16 protein-coding genes are annotated in these 16,444 nt (G+C 37.6%); 10 read left to right on the plus strand and 6 right to left on the minus strand.

Annotated elements, in window-relative coordinates:
- Nucleotides 1-224 precede the first annotated feature (224 nt).
- From EBF12_RS00010 to EBF12_RS00035, 6 genes are read left to right on the plus strand one after another with little or no spacing between them, the layout of a single operon-like run.
- Nucleotides 225-2,021 carry an HAD-IIIC family phosphatase gene (locus EBF12_RS00010; RefSeq protein ID WP_121725824.1) on the plus strand — a complete coding sequence of 599 codons (1,797 nt, stop codon included), beginning with the start codon at nt 225-227 and terminating at the stop codon, nt 2,019-2,021.
- On the plus strand, nt 2,014-2,256 hold the full coding sequence (locus tag EBF12_RS00015) for an acyl carrier protein (protein WP_014666730.1): 243 nt from the start codon (nt 2,014-2,016) through the stop codon (nt 2,254-2,256). The genes EBF12_RS00010 and EBF12_RS00015 overlap by 8 nt, the downstream gene beginning before the upstream one ends.
- 1 nt (nt 2,257) lies before the next feature.
- Nucleotides 2,258-2,686, plus strand: a complete 429-nt coding sequence (locus EBF12_RS00020; protein ID WP_014666731.1) for a MaoC/PaaZ C-terminal domain-containing protein — start codon at nt 2,258-2,260, stop codon at nt 2,684-2,686.
- A gap of 23 nt (nt 2,687-2,709) precedes the next feature.
- Nucleotides 2,710-3,438 carry an SDR family NAD(P)-dependent oxidoreductase gene (locus tag EBF12_RS00025; protein WP_014666732.1) on the plus strand — a complete coding sequence of 243 codons (729 nt, stop codon included), beginning with the start codon at nt 2,710-2,712 and terminating at the stop codon, nt 3,436-3,438.
- Complete coding sequence (locus EBF12_RS00030; protein ID WP_121725825.1) at nt 3,438-4,943, plus strand: MBOAT family O-acyltransferase; 1,506 nt, start codon at nt 3,438-3,440, stop codon at nt 4,941-4,943. Before EBF12_RS00025 ends, EBF12_RS00030 begins: the two co-directional genes overlap by 1 nt.
- A gap of 9 nt (nt 4,944-4,952) precedes the next feature.
- Entirely contained in the window at nt 4,953-6,116 is a 1,164-nt protein-coding gene (locus EBF12_RS00035; RefSeq protein WP_121725826.1) for a hypothetical protein, read from the plus strand.
- Nucleotides 6,117-6,202: 86 nt separating this feature from the next.
- Here EBF12_RS00035 and EBF12_RS00040 read toward each other — a convergent pair whose 3' ends face one another.
- The 4 genes from EBF12_RS00040 to EBF12_RS00055 are packed head-to-tail and all read right to left on the minus strand — an operon-like array spanning nt 6,203 to nt 11,018.
- Nucleotides 6,203-7,420 (minus strand): ABC transporter permease, encoded by a 1,218-nt coding sequence (locus tag EBF12_RS00040; protein ID WP_121725827.1) that lies wholly within the window; start codon nt 7,418-7,420, stop codon nt 6,203-6,205.
- On the minus strand, nt 7,417-8,196 hold the full coding sequence (locus EBF12_RS00045; RefSeq protein ID WP_002956663.1) for an ABC transporter ATP-binding protein: 780 nt from the start codon (nt 8,194-8,196) through the stop codon (nt 7,417-7,419). Before EBF12_RS00045 ends, EBF12_RS00040 begins: the two co-directional genes overlap by 4 nt.
- Nucleotides 8,197-8,205: 9 nt before the next feature.
- The gene (locus EBF12_RS00050; protein WP_121725828.1) at nt 8,206-9,507 is read right to left on the minus strand and encodes an efflux RND transporter periplasmic adaptor subunit; all 1,302 of its coding nucleotides are present in this window, start codon (nt 9,505-9,507) and stop codon (nt 8,206-8,208) included.
- Nucleotides 9,507-11,018, minus strand: coding sequence for a TolC family protein (locus EBF12_RS00055; RefSeq protein ID WP_121725829.1), 1,512 nt, complete (start codon nt 11,016-11,018; stop codon nt 9,507-9,509). Before EBF12_RS00055 ends, EBF12_RS00050 begins: the two co-directional genes overlap by 1 nt.
- A 130-nt stretch (nt 11,019-11,148) precedes the next feature.
- Between EBF12_RS00055 and EBF12_RS00060 the strand changes: the two genes are divergently transcribed.
- From EBF12_RS00060 to EBF12_RS00075, 4 genes are read left to right on the plus strand one after another with little or no spacing between them, the layout of a single operon-like run.
- Nucleotides 11,149-12,591 (plus strand): COG3014 family protein, encoded by a 1,443-nt coding sequence (locus EBF12_RS00060; RefSeq protein ID WP_121725830.1) that lies wholly within the window; start codon nt 11,149-11,151, stop codon nt 12,589-12,591.
- Nucleotides 12,584-13,192: a penicillin-binding protein activator LpoB gene (gene lpoB / locus EBF12_RS00065; RefSeq protein ID WP_121725831.1), complete on the plus strand. Its 609-nt coding sequence runs from the start codon at nt 12,584-12,586 to the stop codon at nt 13,190-13,192. The genes EBF12_RS00060 and lpoB overlap by 8 nt, the downstream gene beginning before the upstream one ends.
- A gap of 30 nt (nt 13,193-13,222) precedes the next feature.
- Nucleotides 13,223-13,810 (plus strand): LPP20 family lipoprotein, encoded by a 588-nt coding sequence (locus EBF12_RS00070; RefSeq protein ID WP_104716988.1) that lies wholly within the window; start codon nt 13,223-13,225, stop codon nt 13,808-13,810.
- A gap of 13 nt (nt 13,811-13,823) precedes the next feature.
- Complete coding sequence (locus EBF12_RS00075) at nt 13,824-14,714, plus strand: LPP20 family lipoprotein (protein ID WP_244196261.1); 891 nt, start codon at nt 13,824-13,826, stop codon at nt 14,712-14,714.
- A 248-nt stretch (nt 14,715-14,962) separates the two neighbouring features.
- On the opposite strand, the gene EBF12_RS00080 is transcribed toward EBF12_RS00075, so the two are convergent.
- Together EBF12_RS00080 and EBF12_RS00085 are read right to left on the minus strand one after the other, a co-directional pair.
- Complete coding sequence (locus tag EBF12_RS00080; RefSeq protein WP_121725832.1) at nt 14,963-15,457, minus strand: hypothetical protein; 495 nt, start codon at nt 15,455-15,457, stop codon at nt 14,963-14,965.
- Nucleotides 15,458-15,500: 43 nt separating this feature from the next.
- The gene (locus tag EBF12_RS00085) at nt 15,501-16,412 is read right to left on the minus strand and encodes a TerB family tellurite resistance protein (protein ID WP_121725833.1); all 912 of its coding nucleotides are present in this window, start codon (nt 16,410-16,412) and stop codon (nt 15,501-15,503) included.
- Nucleotides 16,413-16,444: the final 32 nt, after the last annotated feature.

Below are 16,444 nucleotides of genomic sequence, written 5' to 3' on the forward strand. Positions count from 1 at the left end.
GCGTAAGATCGTCGGCAGCGTCAGATGTGTATAAGAGACAGGTACTGTTTAAATGGGGGAATTTTGGAAGTATTATCGCGGGGAAAAACACTTATAAAAATTTTTTTATTTTATCCCAATTGTCCCTTACCACCCCCCCCCCCCTTGTTTTGTTTTTTTTTTTTTTGTATCCTAGCACCTTTTAAACTTTACGCCACTTTTTTAAAATAGGTTCAAGGATATTTATGTTTTTTTCCTATCCGCTAGATTCTACACTTCTTTTGCGTAAGAAAAAATCGCTTAAGAGACAATTGCTAGATACTTTACAAACGAATACAGAATCCACTTTACACAAAAATATTGCTATTTTGGGTGGATCTAGTACGCAAGAAGTATGTGATATGCTTGAGCTATTTTTGCTTGATTGCGGGATTGTGCCGCATTTTTATCAAAGTGAATATAATAAATTTTATGAAGATTCTATTTTTGAAAATAAAGCTTTGAAGGATTTTAAGCCAGATATTATCTACATTCACACGAGCTTTGTTAATGTGCGTTTTGATGAGAGTGAATGGGCGGCTTTTACTCAAGTGTGGCAAAGTCTAAGCGATACATATCAATGTGCGATTATTCAAAATAATTTTGAATTGCCTCCGTATAGAATCTATGGCAATCTTGATTCTATCCTGCCGAGTGCGAAAACGCAGTATATCCACACGCTGAATGCGAAAATCCACACAAAAATATATGAAACCCCAAATCTCTATATACACGATATTTGCTATCTTTCAGCTAGTCTTGGACTAGAAAAATGGTATGACTTCTCGCTCTATGCAAGGACAAAATATGCCCTAAGTCTTGAGTGCATACCACATCTGTCGTGGAATCTAAGCCATATCATCAAAGCGATTTTTGGTATCAATAAAAAGGCTTTGGCGCTTGATTTAGACAATACGCTGTGGGGAGGTGTGATAGGCGATGATGGCTTAAGTGGGATACATATAGGAACAGAAACACCATTGGCAGAGAGCTATACGCTCTTTCAAAAATACATTAAAGACTTAAAAGATCGTGGTATTATGCTGAGTGTCTGCTCTAAAAATGAATATGAAAATGCTAAAAATGGCTTCACACACCCTAGCTCCATTTTGCGATTTGACGATTTTATGAGTTTTCAGGCAAATTGGAATCTAAAAAGTGAGAATATAAAAGTCATAGCTAAAGAGCTAAATATTGGGCTAAACACACTTGTATTTATTGATGATAATCCAACTGAAAGACATCTTGTTTCACAATCTCTGCCAAGTGTAGCCGTCCCAGAATCTCACAACCAACAAATTGACAGAGATTCTCAAGCTGTCTCTCAAATGCTTGGCGTAGATGTGCTAGATTTTATCCCCCATATTGATAAAAATGGCTATTTTGAAAGCATCTCTGTATCACAAGAGGATTTAGAGCGTAATAGCTACTATACGCAAAACAAGGCAAGAGATGAGGCTTTAAGTGCATTTACAAACTATAACGAGTTTCTTCAAAGCCTTGCTATGAAAGCCCAAATTATTCCATTTTCCCCTCTATTTATGGAGCGTATAGCACAGCTTACAAATAAAACAAATCAGTTTAATCTCACCACTAAACGCTATACACAAGCCACTTTAGAATCCATAGCAAAAGATTCTAGCTTTATCACATTGCAGGGGCGGCTAAAAGATAGGTTTGGCGATAATGGGCTTATTGCCCTACTCATCGCAAGAATAGAGGATAAAACGGCACATATTGATTTATGGCTTATGAGCTGCCGTGTCCTAAAGCGGACAATGGAGTATGCTATGCTTGATACCCTTATCAAACACGCAAAAACTAAGGGCGTGAAAACACTTATAGGTTACTACTACAAAACGCAGAAAAACGCTATGGTAGCAGATTTATATAGCGATTTTGGCTTTAGCTTGAAAGCACAAGATGGCGATGATAGCATTTGGCAGCTTGATATAGACAAGTATAAGCCCAAAGCTTATTTTATAGGAGTAAATGATGACTAAAGAAGCAATTCATAGTAAGGTGCAAGATATTTTTAGAGATATTTTTGATGATGAGACACTCAATATTGCAGAGCAAACTCATAGTGAAGATATTGAAGAATGGGATTCTTTAAGTCATATTAATTTAGTTGCTGCGATTGAAAAAGAGTTTTGCGTTAAATTTGCATTGGGCGAACTGCAAGAGCTTAAAAATGTCGGTGATATGCTGAATCTTATTATCAAAAAGCGTGTGTAAAATGAATGCTTACACATTTGATGAGATTAGCATAGGGCATACAGAAACTTTTGAGTTTAGTGTGAGTGAAGAAAAAATGGATACATTTTTAAAGCTTACCAATGATACAAATCCTTTGCATATAGATTCTACTTACGCAAAGCAAAATGGCTTCAATTATCGCGTAGTGTATGGAATGCTAAGTGCGAGCTTTCTATCAACCTTTGCAGGTGTATATCTCCCCGGTAAGTTTTGCTTACTGCACGAAGTGGCTATTGGATTCTTAAAGCCTGTGTATGTCGGCGATATGCTAAAGATTACAGGAAAAGTGATAGAAAAGCAAGAAGCATACAAGCAAATCACTATTAAAGTGGCTATTGAAAATACGGGGGGAGGGGTAAAACCATTTAAAATTGCCAAAGGACATATCAAAGCGGGTGTTTTACACTAGAGATTTTACACAAGGGGACAATATTGAAAGATTCCATTCTTATTACCGGAGCAAGTTCTGATTTGGGTGTATCGCTTATTCAAAGGCTAGATTCTAAAGCTACCATTTTTGCACTTTATCATAGCAATAATGTTTTCAAACAACAATGTTTTAGTGATAGGCACATTATTCCACTGCAATGTGATTTGAGCGATATACATCAAATACAAGCGATGATAACACATATTCAAACCATAGCTATACCTAACAAGATCGTTCATTTAGCTTCCCCTAGAATCTGCAATACACATTTTGGCAAACTTGCTTGGGAGGATTATAAAACACATTTAAGTATCTCTTTGGAATCCATATTTCACATTCTTCAAGCCTTTATACCGCAGCTTGTAAGGCAAAAAGATAAGCGGGATAAAAAGGTAGTCTTTATGCTTTCAAGCTGCACTATGGGCGTGCCACCTGCGACGCTAAGTCATTATGTAACAGCAAAATATGCACTTTTAGGCTTACTTAAATCGCTCACAAGTGAGTATAGAAGCAAAAATATTCAATTTAATGCCATCTCTCCATCAATGATTGAAACAAAATTTCTATCAAATATAAATGAAAAAATAATAGAGCTAAACGCCTATAATCACCCGCTTAAACGCAACGCTACAATAGATGATGTCCTACCTACACTGCTCTTTTTGCTAAGCAGAGAATCTAACTACATTAATGGCGAAAATCTCATCATATCTGGCGGAGAGGTGTTTTAATGCTATTTTCATCATATATCTTTATTTTTGCCTTTTTACCTGTGGTGTTTTGTGTGTATTTTATGCTTAATCACAAAGGCTTTTATAGGACTTCTATTGTGTGGCTTACATTTGCTAGTTTATTCTTTTATTCATATTGGAATATTATGTATCTGCCGCTTTTGCTACTCTCCATTGGCTTTAATTATACGATTTCTGGCTTTATGCTAAAAGCTCAAGAGAAAGCAAAGCTTGGCAGTATGCAATTTTTGAGTAATAAAAAATTGCTTTACATCGCAATTATTTTTAATATCTCATTACTTTGCTTTTTTAAATATATGGACTTTTTTATAGAGAATGTGAATCTGGTTTTTGGCAGTGACATTGGGCTACTTCATATTGTGTTGCCTTTGGGGATTAGCTTTTTTACTATTACGCAAATTGCGTTTTTGGTGGATTGCTATGAAGGTTTGGTGAAAGAGAGAAATCCTATCAATTACGCACTTTTTGTTACATTTTTCCCTCATCTTATTGCCGGTCCTATTTTGCATCATAAAGAGATGATGCCCCAATTTGCCGATACGAATAATAAGATTCTAAACTATAAGAATCTCTCTCTTGGGCTATTTCTCTTTTCCATTGGCTTATTTAAAAAAGTAGTCATTGCTGATAGTTTTGCAAGGTGGGCGAATGCTGGATTTAGTGTGGTAGAAAATGGCGAGATTCTTAATTTTTTTGAATCTTGGGCGAGTATTTTATGCTATGCTTTTCAGCTCTACTTTGACTTTAGCGGATATAGTGATATGGCTGTGGCTTTGGGACTTATGTTTAATATCAAACTGCCTATTAACTTTAACTCCCCATTTAAAGCGTGTAATATTTCTGATTTTTGGCGTAGGTGGCATATAAGCCTTACAAATTTCATCACCACTTATATCTATACGCCTATGATTAGAGCTTTTAAGAATCCTACATTTGCCAAAATGATGGTGGCTACATTTTTGACTTTTCTCATCGCTGGAATCTGGCACGGATCTGGCTGGGGCTTTGTGATATTTGGGGCTTTACACGGCTTAGCCCTTGTGATCCATCAATATTGGAGTAAAAAATGGAGTAAGATTCTACAATTTAAGTTTCCAAAGATTCTAGGTTGGCTACTCACTTTTCTACTCGTGCTTGTGGCTTTTGTATTTTTTCGTGCTGAAAATCTGCAAGGGGCGGTGAATCTGTTAAAGGGAATGTTTGGTGGGGACATAGTCTTACCTAGCTTTTTAGAATCTAGGCTTGGATTCTTAAGTGAATATGGGATTCAATTCCATTGGTGGTTAGAGCAGATAGAGGGGAGCTTTATAACGCCATTGTGGATTCTAGGGGCTTTTATTGTGTGTTTATGTTTCAAAAATAGTGTGGAACAAACAGCACATTTCAAGCCTACAAGATTCAATCTTTTTACAACCGCTCTTTTTTCGCTTATAGCTTTTCTTTCCATTGATAAAGCACAACAATTTTTATATTTTAATTTTTAAGGAGCAAAGATGAAATATAAAAAGTTTGTTTTATCTTATTTTATGATTTTGCTTATATTTGGACTACTGCTTGTAGGCATATTTTATTATCTCTCTAGAATCTTTGAACATAATAGCTTTGAAAGCATTGTGAAAAGACAACTGGAGCAGAACTCCATTTATGGCACAGCATTAAATGAAAATGTCTTTGCCTACAAGCTTGAGCTAGTGAAGCAGATAAAGCCAAAGATTATAGCACTTGGTGCCTCTAGGGTATTGCAGTTTAGAGAAAAGTTTTTTATAGATTCTTTTGTGAGTGCGGGTAATGCGATGAATACACTCAAAGAAGGGAGGTTATTTTTAGAAGAAGTATTAAAGTTTTACAAACCTGAAATAGTCATCTTAGGGCTTGATATTTGGTGGTTTAATGCTTTATATCCAAACTATGAAAGGGGAGAATATTTTAATATCACAGGGACAAATATTAGCACAACAAAGATACTTGATATAGCAAAACATATTTACAACCAGCAATTCTTTCAATCTCAATATCTCTTAGACAATCATTTTATTACAAATCCTTATAGCAATCTTGATTCTTTAGGACTAAATGCCATATATAATGGCAGGGGCTTTTTCAAAGATGGCTCATATTTGTATGGAGAGATTTTTAAAAACGAAAAGACTAAAGATGCCAACTTTACTGACACCTTGTTACGCATTACACAAGGAATAAGTAGGTTTGAATATGCTTCCCACATAGATGCAAAGCGTATGCAGGATTTATTTGATATACTCAATCTTTTAGAAAAACATCATATACAAGTTGTTATTTTTATCCCTCCTCTTGCTCCAAGTGTATATCAAGCTATGCAGGACAAACAAGAAAAATATGCTTATATTGATGAACTCTTTGCAACATTGCAAAAATATCACATCCCTTTTTTCAACTATCACAATCCGGCAGTTTTACATAATGACAATTGCGAGTTTTTAGATGGTTTTCACGGAGGAGATGTATTTTACGCAAGAATCCTTGCAGATATGGCACAAAAAAGTGAGATTCTAAAATCCTATGTCAATATGCCTTATCTCACAGAGCTAATACGCACACATAAAGGCAGGGTATTTTCTAAAGATTCTGTGAGCGATTTAAAAGAGCAAGACTTTTTAAATTTGGGGTGTGGGAAGTAAGGCTATCTCCCTTTTTTCTTTTTATTGTCCCCCCCCCCCTTTTTTTTTGCACCGCCTTTCTACTACTTTTTTGCCCTTTTTGTTTATTACTCGTGTCGCAGGGCGTCAATGGGGTTAAGCTTTGAAGCGCGTCTAGCTGGGAGATAGCCAAACAAGATTCCAATAAAAGCAGAAAACAAAAAGGCAACAATGGCTGTTGGCACATCAAAAATAAATGGAATCTCCATATAATAGCTTAATCCAAGTGAAGCAAAAAACGCCCATATAATCCCAATCAAACCACCAAAGGAGCTTAGTGTAATAGATTCAATCAAAAACTGCATAAGCACCTCACTTTGCAACGCCCCAATCGCCATACGCGTCCCAATCTCCTTTGTCCGCTCGGTTACAGAAACAAGCATAATATTCATAATGCCAATACCCCCAACAATCAAACTCACCCCCGCTATCATACCCAAAAGCCCTGTTAGCCTTTTTGTCGTGGAAGTAAGTGTTTGCTCAATTTGCTTAGTATCCATAATCTCAAAGGAATCTTTCTCACCAACGCGGACATTTCTCACTTCACGCAAAGCCTGAGTTAAAACAGGAAGTATTTCTGTGGAATCGGCATTATCCTTTGCCCTAAGCATTAAGCGATTAACAAAAAAGAGTGAGTTATTCCCTGAAACAGAGCGTAAAAACGCCTTCATAGGCAGTAAAATCACATCATCTTGATCATTTCCCATACCGCCCTGCCCTTTAGATTCTAAAACGCCTATACATTCACATACAATGTTATTTAAGCGGATTTTCTGCCCGAGCGGATTACTCTCATTAAAAAGATTTTTTCGCACAGATTCGCCTATCAAGCAGACATTACTCCCCACACGATATTCATTTTCTTCAAAGTCCCTGCCCTCACTACTATCCCATTGCGTTACTTCAAAAAAGCCTTCCGTTACGCCTTGAGCCTGTGTAGTGGTATTTTGAGATTGAAATTGCAGCACAACTGAACTTTGCAAGATGGGTGCAACAGCTTGTATATAATCTTGTGTAAGGGCTTGTAGCCTTTGGGCTTCTTGCAAACTAAAATTACGGCGTAAATTTGCCCCACTTGGATTCATAGCCCTTGCAGGAAACACAAGCAAAAGATTGCTTCCAAGTGAAGAAATTCTATCTGTTATCATTTTGGTTGTGCCATTGCCTATGCTAATCATCACAACAACCGCCCCAACGCCAATAATCACGCCAAGCATTGTCAAAAATGCGCGTAGAAAATTCCGCCTTATCTGCCGAAAGGCTAACATAAAGGCATTGAGTATCATAAATCCCCCTTAGAATCCATCTCTAAAGTATCAGTAGTTATAGAATCCGCCCTTAAAGATTCAGCCTTTTGAGCGTTTAAAGTATCGCTTTGTGAATCAGCCACCAACTTACCATCTAAAAAATGCAATTCTCTCTTGGCATATCTCGCCATATCCGGCTCGTGCGTTACCATAAGAATCGTAATACCTAAACTTTGATTTAAGCTCTTTAGAATCTCCATTATCTCCACACTTCTTTTGGTATCAAGATTCCCCGTTGGTTCATCGGCAAGTAAAAAAAGTGGTTCCTGTGCGATCGCCCTAGCGATAGCCACTCTTTGCTGCTGTCCGCCACTTAGCTTGGCACTTGTATGCTCTGCCCATTCTCTAAGCCCTACTTTATCAAGCGCTTTCAAGGCTATCTCTTCACGCACTGCCTTTTTCACCCCACGATACATCAAGGGTAGCTCCACATTTTCAAGTGCCGTTGTGCGGGGCAGGAGATTAAATCCTTGAAAAATAAAGCCTATATAATTGCGGCGGAGCAAGGCGCGTTCATTGTGAGATAAGCTAAACACATCTATATCCCCAAAGTGATATTCTCCACTACTCCCCACATCAAGTGTGCCTAGAATATTGGCAAGGCTTGATTTACCCGATCCACTAGGACCCATAAGGGCGACAAACTCCCCCTTATCTATCTGCAAACTCACGCCCTTTAATGCTTCAAACGCACTCTCTCCCTTGCCATAAGTCTTATGAATATTTTTTAGGACAATAAAATTACGAGATTCCATATCTCTGCCTTACTTCATCTTTATATTTGTAATGATGGGCGTTGTTTCATCAATTCCACTTAGAATCTGCGTAAAATTCCCATTGCTAATGCCTAGCTCCACGCTCACAGATTCTGCCTTGCCATTGTTTAGAATCCACAGAGTCCCCGTTTTTGTATGAGATTTTTGTTTGCTATGAATCTGTGCTTTGGGGCGAGGTGGCGGGGCAAACATATTCCCAAGAGATGAGCTAGTTTTTTTACCCCCCACTTTTTGCAAGGATTTGTTTAAGTCAAAATACAAAGCCGAGCTTGGCACAAGCAGGACATTTTCTGCCTTTGCAGTGATAATATCAGCTGTAGCACTCATATCAGGGCGTAAAAGCAAGGATTTGTTATCCACTTCAATTTTAGCACGATAGATAATAATACTTGAGCTTGAGCTACTAGAACTTGAATTACTTGAGCTACTAGAACTGCCATCACCTGAGCCAAAATTCACACGATTAACCTTTGCGTGAAAGATTCTATCTGGATAAGCATCAACGCTAAAAGTAACCTCCTGCCCCTCTTTGACTTTGCCAATATCAGCTTCCGAAATACTTGCATAAAGCTGCATCTCTTCTAGGTTTTCAGCTACCTTAAACAAAGTTGGTGCTTGAAAACTCGCCGCCACACTCTGCCCTACTTCCACATTACGAGTAAGCACAATGCCATCAACGGGCGAGATAATCTCGGAATTTTTTAAATCAATCTTAGCACTTTCAATACTTGTTTGAATCTCCACAATAGAAGCGCGTTTAATATCCACATCAGCACGAGCACTTGTATAATTTGTCTTGGCATTTTGTAGCTCTAAAAGCGAGGGAGAAGCTCCATTTGTCGCATTATACAACTCTTGCAATCTATCATAATTCCACTTTTTATCCTTTAAAGTTTGCTCACTTGCTTTGAGTTGGGCTTTAGCGGAATTAAGCTGTGCGGTGTATTTGGCAATTTGCTGATTAATGCTTTCAGGATTAATGCGAGCTAGAATCTGCCCTTTTTTCACTTCATCATTTTCTTCTACCAACACTTCAAGCACTAGCCCAGAGATAACACTCCCTATCTCCACTTCATTCACGGGGGAAAGTGAGCCAGAAGCCGAAATGCTTGATTGTATATCGCCTCTTGTTGCGTGTGTGCTCTCAAAACTTACTTTTGATTGAAGCAGCCACCACACAAGAGCACTGCCTAGAATGATGATAACTAATATAGCGATGATAATGCCCCACGCTAGAGGCGTGAGCTTTTTTCTTATTTTTTTGGGCTTTAATGTTTGATATAGATTCATCATTCTACCTTTTGCGTTGAAGTTTGTTGTGCTACACTTTCTAGTGCGAGATTCCCACCTAATGCTTTAAAAAGCGTGATGAGTGAGAGAATCTCATTTGTCTTTGCGTTAAAAAGCTGTGTTTGCAAAGATAGATAAGTGTTTTCTTGTGTTAAAAAATCATTTGTATCAAGCACTCCACGCGTATTTTTGGCACTATTACTTTCATAAGCTTTTACTCCCACTTCATAGGCATTTTGCGTATTTTGAGTTTGTCGTTTTTTAGATTCTATATCAAACAAGGCATTTTCAATTTCACTTAAAGCGGTGTTAATATTATTTTGCAAAGTGTAGTATGCCTCTTTACTTAGCTCCTTTTGAATAAGGTAGTTTTGCTTTAAAGATGTGCGATTAAGAAGCGGGGCGGTAATGGAATTTGCGATTTGAAAAACAAGCGACCCAGCCCCTGCACTGCTATATAGAATCTCACCTACAGAGCCACTAAGAGAAATGCTAGGCAACCTTGCAGCTTTTGCATTAGTTTGCTTGTAAAGTTGAGAATGTAAGGCGTATAAGCTAGATTCAATATCGGGGCGAGAGAGCAGAATCTCACTTGGCATTTTATCTATATGAAATGTTGCAATTTGTGGAAAAGTATAAACAGATTCCATAAAATCTATATGTTTATTCAGCTCACTCAATTCAATGTTAAGTAATACAAGCAGGGCATTTTTATTTTGTTCAAAGGTATAAAGCAGGGTTTCATAGCTATTTTTTTGTGTCGTGGTATTTGCCACAAAGCTTTGATATGTAGCAATGTCAATAAGCCCAAAATGCAACTTTTGAGTATTGATAGATTCAATCTCTTCAAGATTCTTAAGCGTATTCTTAGCAAGATTTAACGCTCTAGCATTATCACGCAATGTAAAATACAGATTTGCCACTTCGGCAATAAGCGAGATTTGTGCGTAGGCGAGATTGCTTTGAGCGATGGCATAGTCTTTTTTACTTGATTGACGCAAAGCATTAAGCTTCCCAAACAAATCAAGCTCCCAGCTCATACCTACACTTGCATTTATGGAGTTTGCTCCGGGGCGGATAGCTGTGGTTTGTGAAAGGGTGCGTCTATCAATGTAGCTTGAGTTAAGGCTACCATTGATTGTAGGGAGCATACTTGCGGTATTGATTTTTACTTGCGATTTGGCTTGCTTAATACGAGAAGTCATTGTCAGCACATTAGTATTATTTTCTAAAGCAATGTGAAGCAAAGAATGAAGCTCTTTATCATCAATGAGTGCTATAAATTGCTTAAGACTAAAGGGCATATCATCTGTGTGATTTTGAGTAGATTCTGTATCTTGTTTTATTTGTGAATCTTGAGATGATAAATCTTTGGCAAGTGAAGCAATATTATGAAATTTTTGTGGGATATGCGTTTGCTCTGCACTCTCTTCAAGACTTGGAATCTTTGTGCTACACCCTGCAAAAATGCAAATAAGTAAGATTCTGCTAAAGGCTCTAAAATGCGTCATTCTATCCCCTAAAATCCTTAATATAAAATGAAGTCTGGCATACTATTGAAACATTGTGAAGTTTAAGTGAAATCAAAAAAAAAAAAAATATAATATGAACCCTCTCAAAATTTTACACAAAAGGAGTGCAATGAGGTATGTTTATTCAGTTTTAGTGCCATTATGGCTGATTTTAATGACTGCGTGTTCTCATCAAGGGGCTTTGCAAACTTTCAACGAACACTATTATGGTGGAGAGGATACAAAGGCTTATGAATACGCAAAATCACAAGCAGGAGATTCTGGAGATGTTTTATGGAATCTACAAGCGGGTGTCAGTGGCTTTGGCTCATCACAAGAAGATGTTGCAACTTTGCTAGAACAAGGAGAGGGATTGTTTAACAAATATGAATCTGAAGGCTTGATGGGTGGCTTATTTGGCAATGTGGGTGCTGTGCTTGTGAATGAAAATGTCAAAACCTATCGTGGCAATATCTATGAGGGCGTTTTATTTAACTACTACAAAGCGTTAAATGCTATGGAGCTAGGAGATTACGCTTTGGCTCGTGTAGAGTTTAATAGAGCAAATGACAGGCAACGCAGGGCAAAGGAGTATTTTAGAAAAGATATTAATAAAGCAATGGAAGAAAGCAAGAAGGAAAATGCTTCAAATGAGGATCTTAAAAATATTAATGCTGGACATACCAAGGAAAGCACAGCTTCTATTTTAGAATCTCAATATAGCAACCTTAAAAACTTTAATATCTATGAAGGCTTTATTAACCCAGCTGTAAGCTATGTTTCAGCTCTATTTTTTATGAGTGAGGCGGATTACTCAAAAGCGACTGATTTGTATAAAGAGGCTTATGGAATCACTCACGCTTATGTAATCAATCAGGATTTAGAAGTGATGAATAAACGCAAAAGGGGTGATAAAACAAAATACACTTGGTTTATCATAGAAGATGGCAAAAGTGCTTCACTTGAAGAGCTATCCATTGACTTACCTGCATATCTTGTAAGTGAAAGTGTCTTGCACGTGGGCGTGTCAATCCCACAACTGAAAGAGGGTATCCCAAGTGCAAGTTTATACCAAGCAGTGAGTCATAAGAACAAGAGAGAATACAAGGCTTTTGAAGTAAGTGATACCGATGGTGTTATTGCAAATGAGTTTAGTGAAAAACTCCCTTTTATCCTTACTCGTGCTATAAGCTCTGCCATCTTAAAGGCAACAACTCAAGCGACTTTAAATAATGTGGGTGGCGATCAGTTTGGTGCGACTGGAGCGATTGTAGGATCGCTTGTTGGAGCGGCTTATTCTGCAGCTACAAATAATGCTGATGTGCGTATCACAACAGCTCTGCCAAAGCGAGTTTTAGCTCTGCAAGTGCCAAATAATGCGTTAGATTTTGCACTTCAAGCCGATGGCAACACATTGTATGAAGTAAGTTTTTCTTGCAAAAAAGATACAGAAAGCGAGAAAAAAGTAAGCAATGTTATTGTTTTGTGCGATAAAAATGATAACATTCTTTATCTGCGTTCAAAAGGTAAAAATCCAACTTATCAAATTCTAAAAGGAGGAATCAATGAATAAGAAGTTAGTAGCGTGTGGAGTGGCTTTAAGCACACTTCTCATAGCTGGGTGCAGTGGCGGACCTGAATATGTAGATGCGTCAAATTCTAAGGCGTATGCGAGTATGGGCTTAGATTACCACGATATTGAAAAGGCAGCCACTGATAGTGTGCAGTCTCTTTTGAGCAGTGCTCAAGTGCGTGAAATCTCACAAGGTGGGAAGAAAAGAGTCGTTATGATTTCTGGTGTAATTAATGACACTATGCAGACGATTGATACCGACCAGCTTAGTCGTAAGATTACACGCGATATGAGAAATAGTGGTAAGTTTGTGCTTACTCTAGCTCAAGGGGCAAAGACTGAAAAAGGCATTGATATGGCAAGAAGTGCGCGTGATAATGATGAGTTTGATCAACGCACAACCATAGAAAAAGGCAATCTAAAATCTGCCGAACTTTCACTCTCTGGGAAAATCGTGCAAAAGAACACAAAAGTTGGCTCAAAGCAACGCACAGATTATTTTTTCTTACTTACACTGACCAATCTTAAAGATGGAACTGTTGTCTGGGACGATGAAGTCAATATCATCAAGCTTGGCTCAAACTCATCGGTAACTTGGTAAGATTCTAAAACTAAAAACAAAGGAGATAAAATGAATACAAAGGCAAAATTGTTAGCAGGAAGTGTTGTAGCGGCATTATTACTCATTGGCTGTGGTGGCGATGATTCACTTGGGGTTGGCGGTAAAAGCATAGATAAAAAAGCACTTAAGGCTCTCAATCTTAAAGGTGCGCCAAATTGGGTGCTTAATGCTGGACAAGGCGATATGAGTGCTATTGGAGATGCGGAAATTGTAGGTGGAGATTTAGGCTTTGCGCGCAATGAAGCCCTTGCTTTAGCTAGAGATGAAATCGCACGACAAGTTTCAGTAAGTGTTAAAGGCTCACTTTTAAATGCTAAAAGCAAAACTAAAAGTGATATGGGTGATGCGAGTATGCAGTCTATCACAGAGGAAATTACAAAACAAAGCACAGATACGATTCTTAGTGGGACAAAACAAACTGACACTTGGATAACTGATGATGGCTCACGCATTTTTGTTCTTGCAAAGCTTGATGAAGGTAACAAAGCAAAACTTGAAGCAAATGTAAAAAAGCAAATTGCTCAAAACAGGCTTATCCCCAATGATATGAAGCGAGAAATGCTGGAAAACCTTGATTTAAGCTCTAGTGCTGAATAAAGATTGGTAGAGAATGCGGTTAATAGGTATCTTAGCGATAGGGGCTGTTTTTTGGTTGGCTGGTTGCGGTGGCGATTCGCCTAAGCAACCTACTTGGTTTGGTAAAAACGCACAAAGTGAAGCTTTTATGATTGGCTTTGGTAGTGCCAAAACGCTTGATGTCGCCAAAGCAAGAGCATTAAGTGATATAAGCAATCAGCTAAGTGTGCAGGTGAGTTCGCAGTTTAAATCACACACACAAAGGCAAGATTCCCATATCACACATAGTGTGAGCAATGAAGTCAAGCTTGATACGGCTGGGATTGAGCTAAGTGATGTGAGCTATGTCAAAGATGAGTTTAAGGACAATCAATATTTTGTCCAAGCTCAGATTCCAAAAGCTTCACTCATTAAGCAGTTTCAAAACTCATTTAACAAAGAGTATGGTGCTTTAAACTTTAATAGAATGTCGCAATGCAGTAGCATTTCAATCAAAGACAAAATGCGTCTAGCGTATGCATTAGATAAACTTAGTCTTTATGGAATGCTTTTGCACTCGCTTGGTGTGAATACAAGGGATCTTTCAGCACTTGAAGATACGCTTTCCGCAAACTCGCCCATGCCCACCGCACGGCTTCAGATTCAAGGTGCAGAGGCTGATATTGTCTCAGCTGAACTTGCACAGGAGCTAGGAGAGTTTTACAACTTTGATTCAGAGGCGGAGAATGTGATTAATGTTAAGCTTAAGATGGTGCTTATTAACGGGAATACAATTAAAGCTGATGCGATTATGACAATCTATGATTGCCGCAAAAATGCTGTATTTACAACTAGTGTAAGTAACATTGATGATTCGCTTAGCTTCACAGCCAAACGCATTGGGGTTCAGCTCTACAAAAAGCTTCAAGAATGGGTAGAAAGCTAATCTCTTAACATTTTGAAGAATCTCTTGGCTAAAAAGCCTTTTGATTTTTTTAGCTCTCCACTTCGGGGAGCTATTTTTCACTTAACTTTATAGATTAAAACTCTTACAAATTAAATTTTAAGATTTTGAAATCCGCCCTACATTCTCTCGCGTAAAAAGCTACTTAAATGCTTTATTTTTTTTTGGGTAAGACTTTAAGAAAAAAGCTATTTTTTAAGGAATATGTCAATGAAGTAAAAATTGTTTCTTTAAAAAATTCCGCCATTTACATTGTCAATAAACTTCATCTTATTCACAACAGAATCTATAAGCCCCTTCATTTCTTTGCTGTGATTATCATTTGAGGCAATTTTCTCAAACTCATCAAAGCTTAATTTTGATGAGTTGTTTTTGAGATAATCCATTGCAACTTTTTCGTTACTATTAATCAACCCCTCTTGCTTGAGTGTCTTTGCAAGATTCTCAAAAGAAGTCTTATCTTTGAATCCACCCTCCAACTCACCGCCAATTTCCCTAGCCTTTTCCAGTTCTTGAGATGGAGAAAACTTATCTTCAATTCTTTTGGTAATATCTGTATATTGTAGGGAATGTGTGGATTTGTCTCTATTATGGAGGCTATCAACGCCATTAATATCCTGCTCAGATTCACGAGTTCTATTTGCATTTTGCGGTTGATTAGCGACATTATAAATATTGGCGAGTAGCCCTTGCACACCGCCGTGATTAGTTTTTGTAATATCCACTCTGCACCTCCATTAAATAACAGAATATAAGCAAATAATATTCCTAAAAATCCCAACCCTTGCGTGATTTATCCTGCTCTACCTCCTGTTTCTCATCATTGCTTGAATATTCTTGTTTGCTTGTATCTTCTCCTTTAGATTCTAATAGCTCTAGCAAAATTGAGTAAGCCTTATCAATCTCCTTAAGATAAGTAAGGGAAGTATCTTGAAAGCTTTTGTTGATATTTTTATTATCAAAAATATTTTGCTTTGTCTGCTTGATAAGATTATGATACTTTTCGCTTAGCTTTGCCTTGTCTAGCTCATTTGTATCTGTTAGCTCAAAAATAGCCTTAGCCTGTTTCAAATCCATTTTCAGCTCATCAGCATATTCTTTTTCAAACGCATTGTATATGGCATTAAAATCATCATTAGCTATCTCAAAATACGCCGCAATATCCACAATGCTTTCTTGCTCAGAATCCTCAAGCTTACCATCAGCATACGCAAGGGCAAATAAAAACTCCACAACTTTTAACCGCTTTTTATACTCACCCTTTGTTAAAGCCACATAGCTCTCACATAGCTCATCAAGGCTGATACTTGGTGTTTGCTCTTTTTGGACAATCTCTTCTAGCTCCTCCTTGCTCAATCGTGGATTCTTAGATTCAGCTGCCATATCACTTAGAATCTCATCTAAAAGCTGCTTTTCCAAAAGGCAGATTTGCTCATCACTCCACACTACCCGCGCAATAATAGCTGCAAGAATTGAAAATTCATTTGATTTGATTTTACCTACCCAAGGATCTTGCATTTGATAAGGATTATCAAAATTTATAGGTGTATTATCCGCATTATTTGAGCCAAAAGGCATATTTTGTGGATTTTGATGAAGTGGATTTTTAAGATAATCTTGCAAAGTGTTGTAAAGAAAGTATATAACAACTCCAGCAATGAGTAAAAGTACGATTTCCATAATCTATTATCCTTTTGTGAGTTTTGCGGCAT

The sequence above is a fragment of the Helicobacter labetoulli genome (assembly GCF_003670275.1).
GTDB lineage: Bacteria > Campylobacterota > Campylobacteria > Campylobacterales > Helicobacteraceae > Helicobacter_C > Helicobacter_C labetoulli.